Origin of the sequence: Salinicola sp. MIT1003 (assembly GCF_001858555.1) — a bacterium.
GTDB classification, from domain to species: domain Bacteria; phylum Pseudomonadota; class Gammaproteobacteria; order Pseudomonadales; family Halomonadaceae; genus Salinicola; species Salinicola salarius.
In genome coordinates, this window is sequence record NZ_MCAP01000058.1 from 145582 (window position 1) to 165243 (window position 19662).

Annotated in this window: 18 protein-coding genes and 1 tRNA gene; 8 read left to right on the forward strand and 11 right to left on the reverse strand. The window is 64.2% G+C overall.

The genetic code is table 11. The annotated features are described in order from the left end of the window. Nucleotides 1-245: 245 nt before the first annotated feature. From BC443_RS16560 to BC443_RS16575, 4 genes are all read right to left on the reverse strand, one after another. Nucleotides 246-695 carry a hypothetical protein gene (locus tag BC443_RS16560; RefSeq protein WP_071232935.1) on the reverse strand — a complete coding sequence of 150 codons (450 nt, stop codon included), beginning with the start codon at nucleotides 693-695 and terminating at the stop codon, nucleotides 246-248. A 93-nt stretch (nucleotides 696-788) separates the two neighbouring features. Then, the gene (gene folE / locus BC443_RS16565) at nucleotides 789-1346 is read right to left on the reverse strand and encodes a GTP cyclohydrolase I FolE (RefSeq protein ID WP_071232936.1); all 558 of its coding nucleotides are present in this window, start codon (nucleotides 1344-1346) and stop codon (nucleotides 789-791) included. Nucleotides 1347-1580: 234 nt separating this feature from the next. Beyond that, nucleotides 1581-2567 (reverse strand): serine/threonine protein kinase, encoded by a 987-nt coding sequence (locus BC443_RS16570; RefSeq protein WP_071232937.1) that lies wholly within the window; start codon nucleotides 2565-2567, stop codon nucleotides 1581-1583. 41 nt (nucleotides 2568-2608) lie between these two features. Beyond that, entirely contained in the window at nucleotides 2609-3334 is a 726-nt protein-coding gene (locus BC443_RS16575; protein WP_071232975.1) for a ComF family protein, read from the reverse strand. A 218-nt stretch (nucleotides 3335-3552) separates the two neighbouring features. Between BC443_RS16575 and BC443_RS16580 the strand changes: the two genes are divergently transcribed. Further along, nucleotides 3553-4224 (forward strand): hypothetical protein, encoded by a 672-nt coding sequence (locus BC443_RS16580; RefSeq protein WP_071232938.1) that lies wholly within the window; start codon nucleotides 3553-3555, stop codon nucleotides 4222-4224. A 261-nt stretch (nucleotides 4225-4485) separates the two neighbouring features. On the opposite strand, the gene BC443_RS16585 is transcribed toward BC443_RS16580, so the two are convergent. The 4 genes from BC443_RS16585 to BC443_RS16600 all read right to left on the reverse strand — a co-directional run bounded on the left by BC443_RS16585 (nucleotide 4486) and on the right by BC443_RS16600 (nucleotide 6606). Then, nucleotides 4486-4570: transfer RNA gene (locus BC443_RS16585), tRNA-Leu, on the reverse strand. A gap of 251 nt (nucleotides 4571-4821) precedes the next feature. After that, a complete protein-coding gene (locus tag BC443_RS16590; protein WP_071232939.1) occupies nucleotides 4822-5253 on the reverse strand; it encodes an OsmC family protein in 432 nt (143 codons plus the stop codon). A gap of 138 nt (nucleotides 5254-5391) precedes the next feature. Continuing rightward, nucleotides 5392-5895 carry a thiol peroxidase gene (gene tpx / locus BC443_RS16595; RefSeq protein WP_071232940.1) on the reverse strand — a complete coding sequence of 168 codons (504 nt, stop codon included), beginning with the start codon at nucleotides 5893-5895 and terminating at the stop codon, nucleotides 5392-5394. Nucleotides 5896-6045: 150 nt separating this feature from the next. After that, entirely contained in the window at nucleotides 6046-6606 is a 561-nt protein-coding gene (locus tag BC443_RS16600; RefSeq protein ID WP_071232941.1) for a DUF1415 domain-containing protein, read from the reverse strand. Between the two features lie 220 nt (nucleotides 6607-6826). Between BC443_RS16600 and BC443_RS16605 the strand changes: the two genes are divergently transcribed. Further along, complete coding sequence (locus tag BC443_RS16605; protein WP_083387479.1) at nucleotides 6827-7744, forward strand: aldo/keto reductase; 918 nt, start codon at nucleotides 6827-6829, stop codon at nucleotides 7742-7744. 42 nt (nucleotides 7745-7786) lie between these two features. Here BC443_RS16605 and nfi read toward each other — a convergent pair whose 3' ends face one another. Beyond that, nucleotides 7787-8518, reverse strand: coding sequence for a deoxyribonuclease V (gene nfi / locus BC443_RS16610; RefSeq protein ID WP_071232942.1), 732 nt, complete (start codon nucleotides 8516-8518; stop codon nucleotides 7787-7789). A 208-nt stretch (nucleotides 8519-8726) separates the two neighbouring features. Here nfi and BC443_RS16615 point away from each other — a divergent pair, with 208 nt between their 5' ends. Then, on the forward strand, nucleotides 8727-9983 hold the full coding sequence (locus tag BC443_RS16615; protein WP_071232943.1) for an exonuclease SbcCD subunit D C-terminal domain-containing protein: 1257 nt from the start codon (nucleotides 8727-8729) through the stop codon (nucleotides 9981-9983). Beyond that, entirely contained in the window at nucleotides 9980-13324 is a 3345-nt protein-coding gene (locus tag BC443_RS16620) for an AAA family ATPase (protein ID WP_071232944.1), read from the forward strand. The genes BC443_RS16615 and BC443_RS16620 overlap by 4 nt, the downstream gene beginning before the upstream one ends. A gap of 28 nt (nucleotides 13325-13352) precedes the next feature. Here BC443_RS16620 and BC443_RS16625 read toward each other — a convergent pair whose 3' ends face one another. Continuing rightward, nucleotides 13353-14543, reverse strand: a complete 1191-nt coding sequence (locus BC443_RS16625) for an ROK family transcriptional regulator (RefSeq protein WP_071232945.1) — start codon at nucleotides 14541-14543, stop codon at nucleotides 13353-13355. A 190-nt stretch (nucleotides 14544-14733) separates the two neighbouring features. On the opposite strand from BC443_RS16625, the gene BC443_RS16630 reads away from it, so the two are divergent. Together BC443_RS16630 and BC443_RS16635 are read left to right on the forward strand one after the other, a co-directional pair. Then, on the forward strand, nucleotides 14734-15468 hold the full coding sequence (locus tag BC443_RS16630) for an SDR family oxidoreductase (protein ID WP_071232946.1): 735 nt from the start codon (nucleotides 14734-14736) through the stop codon (nucleotides 15466-15468). Nucleotides 15469-15516: 48 nt separating this feature from the next. Then, on the forward strand, nucleotides 15517-16923 hold the full coding sequence (locus BC443_RS16635; RefSeq protein ID WP_071232947.1) for a sugar porter family MFS transporter: 1407 nt from the start codon (nucleotides 15517-15519) through the stop codon (nucleotides 16921-16923). Between the two features lie 137 nt (nucleotides 16924-17060). Here the strand turns inward: BC443_RS16635 and wrbA are convergent, their stop codons facing one another. After that, entirely contained in the window at nucleotides 17061-17666 is a 606-nt protein-coding gene (gene wrbA, locus BC443_RS16640; protein ID WP_071232948.1) for an NAD(P)H:quinone oxidoreductase, read from the reverse strand. 399 nt (nucleotides 17667-18065) lie between these two features. Between wrbA and argE the strand changes: the two genes are divergently transcribed. After that, nucleotides 18066-19226: an acetylornithine deacetylase gene (gene argE, locus BC443_RS16645; RefSeq protein ID WP_071232949.1), complete on the forward strand. Its 1161-nt coding sequence runs from the start codon at nucleotides 18066-18068 to the stop codon at nucleotides 19224-19226. Nucleotides 19227-19267: 41 nt separating this feature from the next. Further along, nucleotides 19268-19660: a gamma-glutamylcyclotransferase family protein gene (locus BC443_RS16650; RefSeq protein ID WP_071232950.1), complete on the forward strand. Its 393-nt coding sequence runs from the start codon at nucleotides 19268-19270 to the stop codon at nucleotides 19658-19660. Nucleotides 19661-19662: the final 2 nt, after the last annotated feature.

Sequence of the window (19662 nt, forward strand, 5' to 3'; positions counted from 1 at the left end):
TTCCTTGATGTGCTTGCCGATCGCGGGCATTCGGCCCACGCAGGCCGGCCGTTGCCGTGGTGCGACGAGCAATGAAATCGTTCATGACGACGGCGTGTGACAGTGATGCCAGTGTCACGACTCCTGCGTCAAGGATGGCGCGTTAGCGTCACCTGTGCCAGTCACGATCGGTCACGCCGCGAGTCATTCATAACCGGACCGATTCCATGGCAGCACCACCGCGATGCCATTCGGGGCCAGGGCGATTACAGCTGCGACCAGAGCGTCACGCCGACGGCAATCGCGATCGCGGCACCGCTCAGCCAGTAGCCTTTGAATTGCTGGGGCTGGCGATGCACGTGACGCAATCCCAGCCAGGCCAGCACGATCGCCACGACTTCCACCACCGGCGCGTAACGCCCGGCGCTCAGCCCGACGACCGACACCACGAACGCCGCCAGCGCCCAGTGGGAAAGTCGTTTGCGCCGCGTCTTGCCGTCGATGCCGCGAGTGCTGCTGGCGCGGCGCTGCGCCTCGGGGCGATTGAAGACCTGGATCGCCTGTCCGTCACGAAGTTCGAAGCGAACCGGGGTGCCGGCGCTGGGCAGGCCGCGGCCACGCCACTGTGCGAAATCGAACGGATAGCGCTTGCCGTCGCTCCCCTCCACCTCGCCGGTCTGGGCTTCGTCGTCGAAATGAAAAAGGCGACCATCCATGCAGCTATCCTTGTGGCTCTCTTTAACGGCTGACTTTAACGGCTGACTTTACCGACTGGCTTTTGACGAATGCGACGATTGACGGCGCTTCTATCAGCGACCGTTGACCAGCATCAGGAACTCCTGACGCGTCGTCTGGTTCTTGCGGAAACTTCCCAGCATCACCGACGTGGTCATGCTGGAATTCTGCTTTTCGACGCCGCGCATCATCATGCACATATGCTGCGCCTCGATCACCACGCCAACGCCGAGGGCTCCCGTGACCTGCATGATCGCCTCGGCGATTTCACGGGTCAGGTTTTCCTGGATCTGCAGCCGGCGGGCATACATATCGACGATCCGTGCGAACTTTGATAGCCCCAGCACCTTGCCCTGGGGAAGATAGGCAATGTGGCACTTGCCGATGAACGGCAGCACGTGGTGCTCGCACATCGAGTACATCTCGATGTCCTTGATCAGCACCATTTCATCGGTATCGGAAGCGAAGACCGCGCCGTTGACCAGCGTCTCCAGCGACTGGCTGTAGCCTTGGGTCAGGAACTGCATGGCCTTGGCGGCACGCATCGGGGTATCGCGCAGGCCCTCGCGCTGGGGATCTTCCCCCAGCTTCTCGAGAATCCCGTGGAAGTGGCCTGCCAGTTGCTCTGTCATGTTGCTGCCTTGTCTATCGGTATCGTCATCGAATGCTCGCGGCCGCGATCACATTCGGCCCCAATCGTATCAGCCGATTCTAGCGAAACTCCGGCGGCACCACTATCTCGTCGATCCAGGCAATTTCGCCGGTACAGACAATCTCGCCGGCACAGGCAATCTCGTCGATATGGACAATTCGCGTTGCGACTCGTCACGGGGTCGAGTCGCACGCTTCGACAGGACGCTAGCCGATCAGGCCAGCCAGCGCGGCGAGTCGAGGGCCACGCGCTGCTGCTCGAGATGGCGGATATGCTGGTCCCAGTAGCCGCTCTCGGCGACGTAGGGGAAGGCTCGGGGAAACGCCGGATCTTCCCAGCGCGCCGTCACCCAGGCACTGTGACGAATCAGCCGCAAGGTTCGCAGGGCCTCGATCCATTCGAGCTGGCGACGGTCGAATTCGCGGGCCATCTCGTAGCCTTCGATGATTTCGGACAGCTGCATCTGCCACTCTTCGGGAGATTGCGCGGTCAGCAGCATCCACAGATCCTGTACCGCAGGCGCCATCAGGCAGTCATCGAAGTCGACCAGAGAGAACTGCTCGTCGCGCCCCAGCATGTTGCCGAGATGACAATCGCCGTGAACGCGCTGCATCGCGCTGTCCGGCCAGGCGTGCTCCGCCAGCAGCGGCAAGAGCGAATCGATCACGCGGTCGTAGGTCTTGCGCTGGCGAGCATCGAGCCAGCTCGCCGCGAGGACTCGACTGCGACTCTCCTCGATCATGGTATTCGGATCGAGCCGCAGCCGATAACGGAAAGGCTGGCGAGCCCCAACCTCATGGACCCGGCCGATCAGTTCGCCGAGAGCAAAGAGATGCGCCGGGTCTTCGAGCTCCGGGGCCTGGCCGACGACATGCGCGAACAGGGCAAAGCGGAAACCCTCGAAGTGATGCAGCGTCCGGCCCGTATCGTCTGCCCAGGGCGCCCCCACCGAAATCGACTCCGCCGCGAGCGCCTGTAGAAATTCGTGCTCTTCGAGAATCTGCTCGTCGCTCCAGCGCTCCGGGCGATAGAACTTCACGACCCAGCGACGGCGGTCGTCGTCGGTCAACGAATAGACTCGATTCTCGTAGCTGTTGAGCGCGAACGGCTCGCCGGGCAACCAGAAGCCGAGAGACTCGACGGCCTCGACGACCCGCTGCGGCGTCAATGTCTCGAACGGATGCAGGGAAACGGCGCTCATACGGACCTCGACTGACGGCGGAGTTGCATGCGCGCATGCTATCAGATTCGTGCCGAGGGCGTACGCGCGAAGGCCAGCACCGTGACCCGCCGCGCCCCGGCTTCCCGGCAGGCGATTGCCAGCGACTCCAGCGTCGCGCCGGTAGTCATCACGTCATCGACGACCACGACCGCCGGCGGTAACGGCTGGGCCACGGTGAACGCACGCTTCACATTGCGCTGCCGAGAGAGGCGGTCCAGGCCGCGCTGGGATGGCGTCTCGCGCCGTCGTTCGGCCTCGATCACCGGCATTTTCAACCGCGCGGCCAGACGCTTCGCCAGCCACGCCGTGTGGTCGAATCCCCGCTCCCGAGTCCGCTCGTGCTGCCCGGGCACGCCGATCACCGCCTCGCCGACATCAGGCGACCGGCTCAGGGTGGCAAGCATGAGCTGGACCAGCACCTCGCCCGCCCTCGCATCCGCCGAGAACTTGTAGCGCTGTATCAGACGGGCCACCCGCGACTCGTAGCGCAGCGGCACCCACGCGGCCTGCTGCGCGGGCGGATGCTTCAAGCATCGCCCACACCGGCGCAACACTGAAGACGGAGAGGAGAGCATCGGCAGCGGTTCGGCACAGAGAGCGCAAGCGCTCCGATTCCAGGGCATATCCGCGAAGCACTCGGCACACCAGGGCGAACCGTCAGCGACGGCCGTATGGCAAAAGGCACAGTAGCCCGGCAGCGCCCGCTTCAACTGGGCGTTGATCCAGTCCACCAACCTGCGAGCCATTGGCCGCACCACTTCCAGACGCCGCATCATCGATTGCTCTCTCGACCGCTTCGCTGTTGATCCTTTCAATGATGATGTCGACCGCGGCGGCGAAAACTGAAGCGCCGGCGCTTGGCCTCGTCCGTGTCCTGTTACACAAACTGAGTTATATCGCCCGCCATCGTTCTCGCCTACATTGTCGTCTTTTCGAGTCGAACAGGCAGGAGCCGATCACGACCATGGAGTGGTTGTCAGAACACAGTAAAGCGATTAGCGCCATCACGAGCATACTGACGCTCTTCGTATGGTTTTTCTACGCCCAGATTCTCTACCGGAATTTCGCCCGAACACGGCGCCCCCGCATCATCATCAACCGGGGTCACGGCAACGACCTGACCTCGCTTTGCCTGATCAGCAACATGAGCTCCGAGCCGATCTTTCTGGAACATATCATCGTGACCTTGCACACCAGCAAGGGATCGTTGACCAATGACATGATCGACTGCGAGGCCGACCATCAGCAGGACGGGCCCGATACCGAGGGCTCGTCGGAAGCGGAACACGAAGAGCGTAGGCAGGGCATGCAGTCCAGCCAGGGTCCCATGCTCTCCGGGAGCTACAGTCACGTCGGGACTTTCGAGGCCATTCTGAAGCGGTTGTGCAGCGTCCACGGTGTGGCGCTCGAGCGCAACCGCCCGACGGATGATACCGTCTTTCATTTTCTCGATATCCGCGTCGTCGCCATCTACGGCAGTGAAGATCATCCGATCGGTGCGGAGCGCCGCTTCCGCCTGCACATGAAAGAGGGCGATGCCTGCACTCTGGTTCCGGTATCGCTGGCTACCAAACGCTACGCCAATCGGCTGCAGCGATGGCGCGTCCGCCAATGGATACGCCATCTCGACGAATAATCGCTCGTTGAGCAAGAAAGTATATTGGGCAAGAAGGTACAGTGAGCAAGAAAGTATGGCGAGGCAGACCGCCGCTGGATTCACGAGCGCTCATGGCGTCCTGCGACGCAGGATTACATACCGAACTTTCGATATACATATCGATGTACAGCGCGAGAGCGTATGAAGTAGGTTGATCGGGTTAAATCAAGGAGAGAAAGCCGCATGGGTACTGGCTTTTCGGGAACGGTGTGACTTCAGGGGAGCATCAGAAAACTTGCTTGGTGCGGATGGGGAGACTCGAACTCCCACACCTTTCGGCACTAGAACCTAAATCTAGCGTGTCTACCAATTCCACCACATCCGCAATTCGATAGGCGCGCTCATTGTACTGGCGGCTTCATCGATGTCAATCGTTGCTCGATCGAACCGTGGCGGCCAAGCCCCGGAAATACGAAAGGCGGGCCTCTCGGCCCGCCTTCGAATCACCGCTTGAACCTGGACTTCCTGTCCTGTTGCTACTGCCTGCGTGTTACTGCCTGCGTTGCGTCATCCTGACGATACGCGATTCATCATGATGCCGGCCTCGCGAGCCGGCTTTTCGCTATCGCCCGATGCTCAACTTTCCAGTTTGGCATCCAGCGAAATCTTGGCCTTTAGAAGCTTGGAAATCGGGCAGCCTTCCTTGGCCTTCTGGGCGGCGCTATCAAACGTCGCCTGGTCGGCACCCGGAATCTTGGCGACGGTCTTGAGCTGGACTTCGGTAATGGTGAAGCCGCTGTCGTCCTGCTCCATGATCACGGTGGCATCGGTCTTGATGCTATCCGGCTCGATGCCCTCTTCGCCCAGCATCATGGACAGCGCCATCGAGAAGCAGCTGGCATGAGCGGAAGCGATCAGCTCCTCCGGGTTGGTGCCGGGCTGACCCTCGAAACGGGTATTGAAGCCGTATGGGCTCTCCTTGAGTGCGCCGCTCTCGGTGGAGACGACACCCTTGCCTTTCTTCAGGCTGCCTTTCCATTCGGCAGATCCGGATTTCTTGATCGTCATCGTCAACTCCTTCTGGTTTGCTATGACGTTTCGACGTCATCGGCCATCGCGGTGGATGGGATGGGGATCAGTGTAGACCACCTGCGCCAGACGTCATCCGCCCCGACTCACCGACTCCCGCCTGAAGCGGGGAATTCGCTACGCCTTGAGCGCCTCGAGCGCCGCGTCGTAATTCGGCTCGTTCTTGATCTCGCTGACCAGCTCGGCATGCACGACCTTGTCCTGCTCGTCGATCACGATGACGGCCCGGGCACAGAGCCCCGCCATCACGCCGCTCTGCAAGGCGACACCGTAGCGCTCCCGGAACTCCGGATGGCGGAAGCAGGAGAGCGTGATCACCCGATCCAGCCCTTCGGCGCCGCAGAAACGGCTCTGGGCAAACGGCAGATCCGCCGACACGATCAGCACCGCCGTGTTGTCGAGCCCGCTGGCATATTCGTTGAACTTGCGCGTGGACATCGCACAGGTTCTGGTGTCGACGCTGGGAATGATGTTGAGCACTTTGCGGCGGCCGGCAAAATCCGACAGCGACACGTCTTCCAGCTCGCCATTGGTCAGGGTAAAGGCAGGCGCCGTCTCGCCGACGACGGGAAAGTCGCCTCCCACCTCGACGGGTACGCCGCCTCGCGTCACGCTCTGCATGGTTGTCTCTCCGCTAAAGAACGATTCAAACCAAAGGAATGATCAAACAAAAAGAACGATCCAAACAAAAGAAACGACTCAAAGGGCGAAGCGATTGCAAGGATCGCAGCGCGACGTATCCGATGACACGTGCACCACGACCAGCATAGCCTATTCCTGTGCTGCGCCACCCGCCCGCGCCAGGACGCGTCGCGATGCCGCCAGCGCCTCGGAACCCGGCGCTCGCAGCGTTTCCATGTTGCGCTCCGGGATCGACTCGGGATCGGGATAGCTCGCCAGCGCCCGCTCGAGCTCGGCCTCCCGCAGAAGATGCAGCATCGGGTAGGGCGAACGATTGGTCGCATTGGCCGGGTCGGACGCCTCGACGCCGTCGAAGACGTAATCCGGGTGGAAGCTGGCCAACTGGTAGATGCCGGTGTATTCGAGATCCTCCAGCAGCCGCTCGGCCAGCTCGAGCCAATCAAGATAGTCGTCGAAATCCTCCATGCCGGCCGGCGCGATCAGCAGCGTGGTGGCGATCCCGGGCTCGGCATCCAGGCGACGGCATTCCGCCACCAGTTCGTGGAGCAGCCCCTCGAGGTCGGTAGCGTCGGCCACCGCGTAGCGAATAGCGTCCCGCCGCGACTCGCGGCCGGCAAAGGGACAGATGTCGTGGGCGACGACGAAGGATTCCAGCCAGGCCCGCGTGAGGCCGATAAAGGAAGGGTCGATGACGGAACTCCTGAGTCGGGGTACGTGAACCGAATGAGGCGATCGTGCCCGTCGAAGACGGATCCACGGGAAGTCGATCGACGTCTCGCGGGCACTCAGCGATATTACATGGTTACCGGGAGATTCGGTGGTCGAGATTCAGGGCCATCGGCAAAGCCATTTGCGAAACCCGCGAGTGGCAGCCAGCATAACAGTAACGCCTTAACGAACAGGGGGTTCCATGCCAAGTACGCCATCGCGCCCAAGTACGCCACCGTGCATCGTGCTGCCAGAGAGCCAGGCAGCGCCCTCGATATTCCTTCCAGCCATCGGCCAGGGGACCTGGTACATGGGAGAAAACCAGGTGCCGCGCCGGCAGGAAGTCGCGGCGCTGCGCCACGGGCTGGACCTGGGACTGAAGGTCATCGATACCGCCGAGATGTACGGCGACGGCGGCGCCGAAGAGGTCGTCGGAGAAGCGATCCACGGGCGGCGCGACGACGCCTTCATCGTCTCCAAGGTCTACCCCTGGAACGCCGGCCGGGAGAGCGCCATCGCGGCCTGCGAGCGCAGCCTCGAACGGCTGGGCATCGACACGATTGATCTCTATCTGCTGCACTGGCCCGGTAACATTCCCCTCGAGGAGACCTTCGAGGCGTTCGAACGGCTGCGTGACCAGGGCAAGATCCGGCGCTTCGGGGTTTCCAACTTCGATGCCGGCAACCTCAGAGCCATGGACTCGCTGCCTGCCGCCGCCGACTGCGCCACCAATCAGGTGCTCTATCACCTCGGCTCTCGCGGCATCGAAGTCGACATCATTCCGTGGATGCAGGATCACCACATTCCGGTGATGGCGTACTGCCCGTTGGCCCAGGGCGGGCGGCTGCGATCCAAGCTGCTCTCGTCGTCCGTGGTCAACGACATCGCCGACAAGCATGGTGCCAGCGCCGCCCAGATACTGCTGGCCTGGGTGATTCGCCCCACCAGCGTGAATCAGGACGGAACGCGAGGCGTCATCGCGATTCCCAAGGCATCGAGCCTGGCTCATGTCGAGGCCAATGCCGCGGCGCTGGAAATCGAACTCGACAGCGACGACCTCACCCAGCTCGACAATGCCTTTCCCGCCCCGAAGGAGCCGGTATCGCTGGATATCGTTTGAACCGCCCCGAGGTCAGAACAACTCCCATGGCTACACCGCTTCCTACAGCGGCAACTGGCCGGTGGTCGCTACCGAACCGCGCCGGGATGCCAGCCGATCCGCCAGCCGGGTCGGCTCCGGCAGCTTGGTCCTGCCCAGGCAGCGCACCACCCAGTCGACGGCGCCATCGAGGGACATACGATGCCCCGGCGACACGAACAGCGGTTTCACCCCCTCCCGCGAACGCAGCACCGCGCCGATGGTGACGCGGCCACGCTCGTCGAGGGCAACGTCGTTCGGGTCCTCTTCGCGCCGACGGTCGGTCAACGGCGTCCATGCGCCCTTCTCCAAGGGCACGTCGCCGAACTGACCGCATAGCCGGCTCTTGCCCACGCCGATGGTGGGCAGATCAAGCCAGAGCCCCAGATGCGAGGCGATGCCCAGACGGCGCGGATGCGCGATGCCCTGGCCATCGACCATGATCAGATCCGGGCGCTGCGACAACTGCTCGAACGCCCCCAGCGCCGCCGGAATCTCGCGAAACGACAACAGCCCCGGCACGTAGGGCATGCGCGTCGGCTCGCGATGCACTACCTGCTCGATCAAGGTGAGCGACGGCCATTCGAGCAGCACCAGCGCCGCCCGTGTGGTCTCCCCGCCATCTTCGAAGCCGATATCCATGCCGGCGATCAGGCCGACCTCTCCCAGCGCCTCCTCGCGGACGATCCGTGGTGCCAGCTGCTTCTGCAAGGCGATCGCCGCCTCGGGCGTGAGATTCCATTCATGTAGCGCCATCCTGCGCCTCCCGCCATCCAGGTTGAGGACATCAGCCTAGGGCCTGTTGCCGTTTCATGCACGGCCGCGCCGCTCTCCGACCTAGATTCATCTTTCAATCCCGATTCGCCCTTCAAGTCCGATTCGGCCTTCAACGGACGCGACGTCGCGTTACACTTGGCGACGCTTTTGCCGCTTCACACTCTCAGACGCAACAGGGCGCCGCGCCGTGAAACTACTCCACACCGCCGACTGGCACCTGGGCCAGTCCTTCCATGGCCAGGAACGCCATGTCGAACATCGCGCCTTCCTCGACTGGCTGCTGGGGACACTCGTCGAGCGCCAGCCCGACGCACTGCTGATCGCCGGCGATATCTTCGACGTGGTCAATCCCTCGCTACGCGCCCAGGAACTGCTCTACGACTTCGTCGTTGCCGCCCATGCTGCGCTGCCGGCGCTGGAGATCGTGATGATCGCCGGCAACCACGACAGCGGCTCGCGCATCGAGCTGCCCGCACCGCTGATGAAGAGCCTCAGGACGCACGCCCTGGGGCGAGTGCACTGGCTCGACGACGGCCGTCTCGATAGCGACCACCTGCTGGTGCCGCTGCACGACGCCGGCGGCGCGCTCAAGGCGTGGTGTCTGGCGCTGCCCTTTCTGCGCCCCGCGGAAGTGACCGGCGGCGAAATCGACGATTACCGCGAGGGCATCGCGCGGGTGCATGGCGAACTGATCGAGGCCGCCGAGGCACGCCGCCAGCCGGGCCAGGCGCTGGTGGCGATGAGCCACGCCCACCTTCAGGGCGCCGCCGTCTCCGAGGCGAGCGAGCGTCCCATCGTCATCGGCGGCGAGGAGTCGGTTTCGGCGACACTGTTCCCCGAATCGATCGCCTACGTCGCGCTGGGCCACCTGCATCGCCCCCAGCAGGTCGGTGAACCGCGCATCCGCTACAGCGGCTCGCCCCTGCCGCTCGATTTCAGCGAGAGTCACTATCCGCATCAAGTGATCGAGTTCAGTCTCGACGGCGAAGCGCTGGGCGGGATCGAGACGCTGCCGATCCCGCGACACGTCGCGCTGCAACGCGTGGGGCCGGGCAGTCTCGAGGAGATCGAACAGGCGCTGGAGACGAACGCCGAGTTCCCCGATGCCACGATGCCCCGCGAACGCTGGCCGTGGCTGGAGATCCGGGTCAATCTCGACGCGCCCCGCCCCGACCTGCGTGCGCGAATCGAAGCCGTCCTGGATGGCAAGCCGCTGCGTCTGCTGCGCATTCACAGCCGCTATCCCAATGCCAGCTCGCAGGATGATGCGGACGCCAGCGTCGATCTCGACAGCCTGACCCCACAGGAGATCTTCGGCCGCACCTGGCAGGCGCGCTACGGCGATGCACCGCCGGAAGACGTGATGACGGACTTTGCCAGCCTCCTGCAGCAGGTTCAGGACGCAGAAAGCCAACAGGAGAACGATGTGGAAAACAAGGCATGAAGATTCTCGCCATTCGCCTGGAAAACCTCGCCTCGCTGGCCGGACTCCACGAGATCGATTTCACCGCCTCGCCACTGGCCGATCAGGGCTTGTTCGCCATCACCGGCCCCACCGGCGCCGGCAAGAGCACCCTGCTCGACGCGCTCTGCCTGGCGCTCTACGGCAGCACGCCGCGCCTGCGTCAGGCGCCCCGCCGGGACTCCCAGATCGCCGATGTCAACGACGACACGCTGACCACCGCCGATGCACGCACCCTGCTGCGGCGGGGCTGCGCCAGCGGCTTCGCCGAGGTGGACTTCGTCGGCCGCGATGGCCGTCGCTACCGGGCGCGCTGGTCGGCGCGCCGTGCCCGCAACAAGGTCGACGGCAGCCTGCAGAAGACCGAGCAGTCTCTCACCGATCTGGACGCCAACCAGTTGCTCACCGCCCAGACCCGGGAGTTCGAAAAGCTGCTGCCCGAGCGGCTAGGGCTCAAGTTCGATCAATTCACCCGCGCCGTGCTGCTGGCCCAGAGCGAATTCGCCGCCTTTCTCAAGGCCGACGACAACGAACGCAGCGAATTGCTCGAGCGCCTGACCGATACCCAGCACTATTCCGAGATCTCGAAGGCCGCCTATCAACGGGTGCGTGAGGCCAAAGCGACCCTCGAGGCCATCGAAACCCGGCTCGCCGATGCCCTGCCGGTGGACGCCGACACCCGTACCACTTACGAGCAGCAGGCCCAGGCCGAGGAGCAGGCGCTGGCCGAGTTGCAGGCCGAGCTGTCGCGCCATCAGGCCCAAGGCATCGAGCTCGAACGCGATGCTCAACTTCTTCAGGCGTGGCAGCAGGCGGAAGCCGGCTGGCGTCAGGCCGAACACGAGTGGCAGCAGAACCAGACCGAGCGCCGCCAGCTCGCCCAGCTCGACGAGCTGGCCCCGTGGCGGGAACGGGCCCGGCGACGCCAGGCGCTAGAGCGTAACTTGACCGCCAATCGCCAGACCCTGGCGGAGCAGCGCCGCCTGTCCGAGGATGGCGATCGCGAGCGCGAAGCCCTGGAGCCCCGGCTGGCCGCGGCGCGGCAGGCCCACGAGCAGGCCCGGCAGGACGAAAGGGAAGCCCAGCCGCTGCTGGACGAGGCGCGCCGGCTGGCCGCCGATCTCGAATACCAGCGACAGCAGCTCACCCAGCAGCAGCAGGAACACCGCCAGCTCGCCGACACCGCACAGATCGACGACCAGCGCCACGAAGATCTGACGCAGGCACGCCAGCCGCTCGAGGCGCGTCTCGATGAACAGCGGGCCGTGTTGGCGCGCTTGCTGGAAACCACCGACGAGCGCGGCGAGCACGCAGACGAACACTCGGGCGCAGCCCGGAGCGCAGACCGGAATGCCCACGAGCTGCGCTCGAGTCTGAATCATCAGCGCGACCTGGCCCAACGCGAGCTGCAAACGCTGCAAAGCCTGCAGCATGACTGGCGCGAGGGCGAACGCCTGCACCGCGAGCAGACCGCGACACGCCAGCAGTTCGATGCCGAACGCCACCGGCTGAAGACGCTGGAAACCGAAGGCAAAAAGGCCGCGGAGCGGCTCAAGGCCGCCGAGTCCGAAGACGCGACGATACGCGATCAGATCGAAGCGGCAAGAGCGGCCCGGAGCGAGAGCGTCGAACAGCTGCGCCAATACCTGCGGGAAGACGAGCCATGCCCGGTCTGCGGCGGAACGGATCATCCCTTCCGGCACGCACCGCCAGCGCACCCCGGCGTCGCCATGATCGAGGCGATCGAGCGCCAGGAGCGGCAACGGCTCGAAGGCCAGCGCCAGCAGGTCGAGCGTGCCCAGCAAACCTACCATCAGTACAGCGCCGACTATCGTGCCTGTCGCCAGGGCATGCAGGAAAGAGAGCGCCAGCTCGAGACGCTGTCCCGACAGCTCGATCAGGCCCGCGCGGCGATCGATACCCACGACGACGCCCCGGCGCTTCGCCGGAGCGAGTCGGCCGACGGCTGGTTCGAGACCCGGCGGGAACGGCTGAATCGGCAATGGCAGGAGGCCAGCGACCGTCTCGCCGCGCTCGACGACGCGGAGCGCCTGCTGCAGCCGCTGGAAGCCGACTGGCAACGGCTGTCGCTCGAGCTGGGCAAGCTGGAAGAGCGCCGCACCCTGAATCGCCAACGCTTGCAGGCGCTCGAGGCGTCGTTACCTTCACGTCAGCAGCAGGTGGAAGATATTGGCAGTCGGCTGGCGGCCCGGCTTGGCAGTCACGAATCCGTTCCGGCCTGGCAGGCAGCGCTGGAACGGCAGTGCCGGCAGGCGGAAGCGACCCTCGAGGAGCATCAGGCGCGCTGGCAGACGCTGGCCCAGACCCACGCGCAGCTGAGCCAAAAGCTGGTGGATCTCGAACAGCGCCAGCAAGACGCCCAGGCCGAGTTCGACGAACTCGACGGCGGCTGGCAGGCCTGGCGCCGCGAACGCCCTGCCCTCGACGACGAGACGGTCGAGGCGCTGCTGGCCGTCAGCGAAGCGGATCATCGCCGGCGGCGGGAGGCCCTGACCAGACTGGAGCGCGACCTGGCCGCCGCGACCGTCAAGCAGGAGGAGCGCCGACAGGCGCTGCACGATCAGCGTCGCCGGTTACTGCCGGCATCGGACGAGAAGGACCTGCTCGACGAGGCCAACAGCCGCGAGCTGGCGGGGCAATTGGCCCGCCAGCGCGAGACGCTGCAGGCGCTGGAACGACAGCGCGACGAGCGTCAGGAGAGTCGCGATGCGGCCCAGCACCGGCTTCGCGAGGACAACCGCCGCCGCCAGGCCCAGCGCGAAGGCGCCCAGGCGCGCGAGGCGGCACAGCACGAGCTCAATCGCTGGCGGCTGATCGGCGACCTGATCGGCAGCGCGGATGGCAAGCAGTTCCGGCGCATCGCCCAGGCCTACAATCTCGATCACCTGTTGACCCACGCCAACCAGCACTTGCGGGCGCTGACGCCCCGCTACCGGCTGACGCGCGGTGGCAGCGAGCTCGGCATTCTGGTGATCGATGGCGACATGGCCGACGAACGCCGCTCGGTGCATTCGCTCTCCGGCGGCGAGACGTTCCTGGTCTCTCTCGCCCTCGCCCTGGGTCTGGCTTCGATGGCATCGCACCAGTTGGCGATCGAATCGCTGTTCATCGACGAAGGCTTCGGCAGTCTCGATCCGGCGTCGCTGGCGCTGGCAATGGATGCCCTCGACGGCCTGCAGGCGCAAGGGCGTCGGGTCGGGGTGATCTCTCACGTCCAGGAAATGCATGAGCGAATTCCGCTGCAGATACGGGTCGAACCCAGCGGCAACGGCGCCAGCCGAGTGACGATTCGGCACCGCTGAGGAATCCGCCCTGCCGGACCATCGGTATCTACACCTCGATCGCCGCCCGGGCCATGACCTGGGCGGCGGCGCCTCTGGCCGCAGTGAACGTACTGTCTTCGATGATCTTGATCGGGACCGATTGGGACTTCCTGAGCAGATCGTTCTGATGGTCGTGGAAGTAGGCCAGGGCCGGCTCTATCAGACGCGCTTCCAACCGCATCAAAGAGCCCCCCAGAATCAGCATCGAGGGATTGAGCGTATGGTGCAGATTGAGCATCAAGAGCCCCAGCGCTTCTCCCGCACGCTGGATCAGGGCTTGAACGGCTTCCTCGTCGGCCCGGGCCTGTACCGCCGCGCTGAGACTGGCCTCCGGCTCGACGTTCAGCGCTTCGCGCAGCGCCCACCCGCTTACCAGCGTTTCCGCACAGCCGCGGTTGCCGCAATGGCAAAAAGCGCCGCCAGGCTGGATCACGGTATGTCCGATCTCGCCTACCAACCCTTGATACCCCCTCGGCACCACGGGGAAATGTTCACCACTGACCACGCCGCAGCCGATACCGATGTCGGCGCTGATGTAGGCGATCGACTCGGGCGGCACACCGTCGAAGAAGTAGAACTCGCCGAACGCAGCGGCATTGGCCTCGTTGTCCAGCAGCCATACGCCACCCGGCAGATCCGGCTGTTCTCGCAGTAACGCCAGAAAATCGACGTCTTCCCACCCCAGGTTGGGCGCCAGCCTGAGAATGGGGGCGCTGGGAGAAACGGGGCCGGGCACGGAGACCCCGAGTCCGAGGCAGGAGCGCCCTGCCAGGGCGGGATTCTGACGGAGCTGCACCAGCAGCTGTGCAAGGCGCGTTGCCGTGGCCTCGGGCGTGGTGGGAGAAACTTCCTGGTGAAGGCTCGCCAGGATCTCTCCCACCAGATTGCAGGCAACCAGCCGCAGGCCCTTGACCCCGACCTCGGCGCCCAGCATGTAGTGACGATCACCATCCAGATAGAGCGCTCGCCCCGGGCGCCCGCCACCACGCGCATGCAGCTCACCCTCGCGCAGCCAGCCACCTTCGGACAACGCCTGTACCACGCTGCCGACGGTGGCCTTGGTCAGACCGGTCTGGAGAGCGATATCCGCCCGCGACAACCCTGGACTGCGTCTCACGGTGCTGAGAATGGTGCTGCGGTTGAGACTCTTCAGGTAGTTGAGATCGCCAGCGACTTGCGGCGTGAAGGAGTTCGGCATGGGCGAGGCGGCAACGTCGAGTAATGGCTGGTTGAGACGACTATACCAAAGCCCGACGAGTTCGGCCGAAAAGCGTCTGCCATGGCGGGACCTAAGTCTTAACACTAATGGTCAATGGCAGCCGTTCTCGCAAACGCGCATGCTCCTTCACAACTTAGTTAACAGTTTTTACTAATCAGCAGGAGCCATCATGCCAACAGCCATCTACCCCTGTCTCGAGACCAAGCGCGTCGTCATCACCGGCGGCGGCTCCGGGATCGGAGAGGGTCTGGTACGCGCCTTTGCCGAGCAGGGCGCCGAAGTCCATTTCCTCGACATTCTCGAAGAGGCCAAGGCCCTGGCCGAAGCGCTGGGTGACAACGTGCATTTCCACCATTGCGACCTTACCGACGCCGAGGCCCTGATCGGCACGCTCAACGCCATCGGCGAGGTCGACATACTGGTCAACAATGCCGCCAACGACGATCGCCACCGCCTCGAGGACGTCACTCCCGAGTACTGGGACAATCGCATGGCGGTCAATTTGCGCCATCTGGTGCTGGCCGCCCGTGAAGTCGCCCCGGCGATGCGCCGTCGTGGCCAGGGCGTGATCGTCAATCTCGGCTCGATCAGCTGGCACCTCGGCCAACCCGGCATGGTGCTTTACGAGACCGCCAAGGCCGGCATCGAAGGCCTGACGCGCGCGCTGGCCAGCGAACTGGGCAGCGACGGGATCCGTGTCAACTGCGTGATCCCCGGCAACGTCAAGACCGCGCGTCAATCGCGCTGGTATACCCCCGAAGACGAGGCACAGATCGTCGCCGAGCAGAAGCTCAAGGTACGCATCCACCCCCACCACGTCGCTGCCACGGTGCTGTTCCTCGCCTCGGACGCGGCAGCAGCCTGTACCGCTCATAACTACTGGGTCGACGCCGGCTGGCTCTGATCGCGAGCCGCTCCAGGACCTTCATCGACACGCCACCGGAGTTCAACAATGCCAATATCAAGTGCTTCACAACACCCCATCGTGGTTCTGCTCATCTGCTGCGTGGCCGCCATCGGCGGCTTTCTGTTCGGCTTCGATAGCGGGGTCATCAACGGCACCGTCGACGGCCTCCAGCAGGCTTTCCAGTCGGAGAGCGTCGGCACCGGGTTCAACGTCGCCTCGATGTTGCTCGGCTGCGCCGTCGGCGCCTTCTTCGCCGGGCGCCTGGCGGACAAATTCGGTCGCCGCACACTGCTGCTGGTCGCCGCCGTCTTCTTCATCGTCAGTGCCTGGGGCTCCGGCATTGCCGATGGATCGCTCGAATTCGTGATCTATCGGATCCTGGGCGGCCTGGCGGTGGGTGCAGCCAGTGTCATGTCACCGGCCTATATCAGCGAGATTGCCCCTTCTCATCTGCGCGGCCGACTGGCGACGATTCAGCAGGTGGCGATCATCGGCGGCCTGTTCTTCTCGTTTCTCAACAACTACATCCTCGCCAACGTCGCGGGTGGCTCCACGGCGCCATTGTGGTTCGGCTTCGAAGCCTGGCGCTGCATGTTCTGGATGGAGCTGATCCCCGCCGGGATATTCCTCATCGCGCTGCTGTTCATCCCCGAAAGCCCGCGCTTCCTGGTCAGTGCCGGTCATGACGACAAGGCGGAACGGGTTCTGCGCCTGGTCTACGACGAAGCCGGCACCCGCAAGCGCCTGGAAGACATCCGCACATCGCTGTCCAACCGTCACAAGCCGCGTCTGTCGGATCTGATCAACCCCGCTACCGGCAAGTTGCTGAAACTGGTCTGGATCGGCATCGGCCTGGCCGTGTTCCAGCAGTTGGTCGGGATCAACGTGGTGTTCTACTACGGCGCCGTGCTGTGGCAGGCGGTCGGTTTCTCCGAAAGCGATGCGTTGATGATCAACGTCATCAGCGGTGCCGTCAGCATCGCGGCCTGCCTGGTCACGATCGGCCTGATCGACCGCATCGGTCGCAAACCGCTGCTGTGGGCCGGTTCCGTCGGGATGACGATCACCCTGGCGATCCTGGTCTACGCGTTCTCCACCGCCGACATCGTCAATGGCAGCCTGGCGCTCTCCTCCGGTAACGGCGTTCTCGCCCTGCTCGCGGCCAACGTCTACGTCTTCTGCTTCAACGTGTCCTGGGGGCCGGTGATGTGGGTCATGCTAGGCGAGATGTTCCCCAACCAGGTACGCGGCTCGGGCCTGGCCGTCGCCGGCTTGTTCCAGTGGGTCGCCAACTTTGCCATCACCATGACCTTCCCGATCATGCTGGCATCGATCGGCCTTACCGGGGCTTACGGTTTCTACGCGATCTGCGCCCTGCTGTCGGTCATCTTCGTTGCCCGCTTCGTACGAGAAACCAACGGTCAGGAACTCGAGGAGATGGTTTACGAGTAAGCGTTCGCCAAATGGGGAACTGAACGCCACAATAACGTGGTACGCAACGAACAAGGCCCGCGTCAGATGGCGCGGGCCTTGTTCGTTGCCTCATCGAACTTGACCAACGAGGCATTGGGCACCTCCGTTCGAGAAGATCAGCCAGTCAGCTTGGCCGCCAGCTCGGCCACATGCTTGCCCTGGAAGCGGGCGATCGCCAGTTCGTTCTCGCTCGGGGTACGGCTGCCATCGGCGTTGGCCAGCGTCGTCGCGCCGTAGGGCGTGCCACCGGTAATCTCGTTCATGTTGGAGAGCTCGGGGCAGCTGTAGGGCACGCCCACGATGACCATGCCGTGGTGAAGCAGCGTGGTGTGGATCGAGGTCAGCGTGGTTTCCTGGCCGCCGTGCTGTGTCGCGGTGGAGGCAAACGCGCTGCCGATCTTGCCGATCAGCTTGCCCTGCGCCCACGGGCCACCGGTCATGTCCCAGAAGTTGCGCATCTGGGAAGCCATGTTGCCGAAACGGGTCGGCGTGCCGACGATGATCGCATCGTAGTCGGCCAGCACCTCGGGACCCTCGATCAGCGGCGCTTCCTGATCGGTCTTGTAGCCGGACTTGATCGCCACCTCCTCCGGCACCAGTTCGGGCACTCGGCGAAGATCGACCTGGGTACCGTCGACGCCCCGGGCGCCTTCCGCCACCGCCTTGGCCATGGTCTCGATGTGGCCGTAGCTCGAGTAATACAACACCAGCACTTTGCTCATGGGAACACTCCTTGAGGAACAGAGGTTTCGCGACGAAACGCTCTCCAGGCTAAGCCTCTGTCTGAAAAATCGGCGAGCGATGGCCAGACAAGGCGAAAATCGGCGAAAAAGCGGAGTTTACACGGGGGTAAATGAGCATTTTGAGTCGATTTTTAACGCCGTATGGGTGAGCGCAGGCATTTTTAGACAGAGCGTAGCCCGGGCGACCAGCCAACGCCATCGGAGCGACGCTGCGTTTTTTGATGCCGAAAGGCCGAAAAGATCGAACGCTTTGCGAATGCGCAATCGCCGTGCCATCCGGTCTACCCCGGGCCGGCATTTGTTGCGGTAGCGGGCTAGCCGCTATTCTGTGCGCTCACTCACCCAACCGTGGTCCACGCTGGTGGATCGGAGCAAGCCATGACGACTTCCCGCGATCTCCTGGCCAACCTGGTCGGCTTCGATACCGTCTCCCGCCATTCGAATCTCGCGCTGATCGATTTCGTCGAGCACTATCTCGCCTCTCATCGGGTGCCGGCCCAGCGCATCACCAACGCCGATGGCAGCAAGGCCAACCTGCTCGCCCGCGTTGGCCCCGCGGTCGAAGGCGGCGTGGTGCTCTCCGGTCATACCGACGTAGTGCCGGTCGACGGCCAGCCGTGGCGCAGCGATCCGTTCACGCTGACCGACAGGCAGGATGGCCGACTCTACGGCCGCGGGAGCTGCGACATGAAAGGCTTCCTCGCCTGCGCCCTGGCCCGGGTGCCCGAGTGGCAGGCGCTGGACCTGAAGCGACCGATCTATCTGGCTTTCTCCTATGATGAGGAGATCGGCTGTCTCGGCGCGCCGGCGATGATCGAACGCCTGATGGCGGACGAGCCACTGCCCGGCGCGGTCATCATCGGCGAGCCCACCTCGATGCAGCCGGTGGTCGCGCAGAAAGGGATCACCACGATGCGCACCACGGTGACTGGCCGGGAGTCGCACTCGAGCCAGATCAACCAGGGCGTATCGGCGATCCACGTCGCGGCCAAACTGGTGACGCGGATCGAGGGGATCATGCAGGAGCTGGTCGACGAGGGTGCGCTGGAAAAGGTCTTCAACGTGCAGCACTCGAGCCTGCACGTGGGCCTGATCGAGGGCGGCACCGCGATCAATATCATGGCCCGCCACTGCCAGTTCGACTGGGAGATTCGTCACCTGCCCAGCGACGGCTTCGAGGCGGTCTTCGCCCGCTTCGACCGCTACGCCAAGACACTGGAAGCCGAGTTGCAAAAGCGCGCACCGGAGATCCGCATCGTCACCGAGCAACTGGTCGATACCGTGCCGGCGCTGGCCGATCGCGACAACGCCCCCGCCATCGCGCTCTGTCGCGAGCTGCTCGACGACCCCAGCGTCGATACCGGCGGCGTCGCCTACGCCACCGAAGGCGGCCAGTTCCAGCGTGCCGGCCTGCCGACCATCGTCTGCGGCCCGGGCAGCATCGCGCAGGCTCATCAGCCGGACGAGTACATCGAGATCAGCCAGCTCGAAGCCGGCGACCGCTTCATGCAACGACTGGGCGAGCGAATGGCGTGTTGAGCACCGTCGCTGCCCCATTCCTTCTGCTACCGGGACGAATCATGCATACCCCTGTTCTCGCCGTTCGCCGCACTGCCCTGGTCGCGGTCTACGGCACCTTGAAGCGCGGATTGCGCAACCATCACTGGCTCGACGGCGCCGAGTTCGTCGGCACCGATATCCTCACCAGCGTCACGCTCTACGACATCGGCCCCTATCCGGGCGCCAGGGCAGAGCCCTCGCGAGGCGTGGAGGTCGAAGTCTTCCGCGTCGATGCGGCTGGCCTGAAAAGGCTGGATCGCCTGGAGGATTACCGGGTAAGACAGCCGAAGTCCGGCGACTACGATCGCGCCGTGCATCACACCGCCTTCGGCCCCGCCTGGCTCTATCTCTACAACCGGGACGTGACCGGCTGCCCGGTGATTCGCCAGGGAGGCTGGCCGGCCGTGGCGTGAGG

Coding starts and splice junctions, on each gene's coding strand:
- BC443_RS16560 (WP_071232935.1), bottom strand. CDS start 695: ATGGATGGTCGCCTTTTTCATTTCGACGACGAAGCCCAGACCGGCGAG.
- folE (WP_071232936.1), bottom strand. CDS start 1,346: ATGACAGAGCAACTGGCAGGCCACTTCCACGGGATTCTCGAGAAGCTG.
- BC443_RS16570 (WP_071232937.1), bottom strand. CDS start 2,567: ATGAGCGCCGTTTCCCTGCATCCGTTCGAGACATTGACGCCGCAGCGG.
- BC443_RS16575 (WP_071232975.1), bottom strand. CDS start 3,334: ATGGCTCGCAGGTTGGTGGACTGGATCAACGCCCAGTTGAAGCGGGCG.
- BC443_RS16580 (WP_071232938.1), top strand. CDS start 3,553: ATGGAGTGGTTGTCAGAACACAGTAAAGCGATTAGCGCCATCACGAGC.
- BC443_RS16590 (WP_071232939.1), bottom strand. CDS start 5,253: ATGACGATCAAGAAATCCGGATCTGCCGAATGGAAAGGCAGCCTGAAG.
- tpx (WP_071232940.1), bottom strand. CDS start 5,895: ATGCAGAGCGTGACGCGAGGCGGCGTACCCGTCGAGGTGGGAGGCGAC.
- BC443_RS16605 (WP_083387479.1), top strand. CDS start 6,827: ATGCCAAGTACGCCATCGCGCCCAAGTACGCCACCGTGCATCGTGCTG.
- nfi (WP_071232942.1), bottom strand. CDS start 8,518: ATGGCGCTACATGAATGGAATCTCACGCCCGAGGCGGCGATCGCCTTG.
- BC443_RS16620 (WP_071232944.1), top strand. CDS start 9,980: ATGAAGATTCTCGCCATTCGCCTGGAAAACCTCGCCTCGCTGGCCGGA.
- BC443_RS16625 (WP_071232945.1), bottom strand. CDS start 14,543: ATGCCGAACTCCTTCACGCCGCAAGTCGCTGGCGATCTCAACTACCTG.
- BC443_RS16630 (WP_071232946.1), top strand. CDS start 14,734: ATGCCAACAGCCATCTACCCCTGTCTCGAGACCAAGCGCGTCGTCATC.
- BC443_RS16635 (WP_071232947.1), top strand. CDS start 15,517: ATGCCAATATCAAGTGCTTCACAACACCCCATCGTGGTTCTGCTCATC.
- wrbA (WP_071232948.1), bottom strand. CDS start 17,666: ATGAGCAAAGTGCTGGTGTTGTATTACTCGAGCTACGGCCACATCGAG.
- argE (WP_071232949.1), top strand. CDS start 18,066: ATGACGACTTCCCGCGATCTCCTGGCCAACCTGGTCGGCTTCGATACC.
- BC443_RS16650 (WP_071232950.1), top strand. CDS start 19,268: ATGCATACCCCTGTTCTCGCCGTTCGCCGCACTGCCCTGGTCGCGGTC.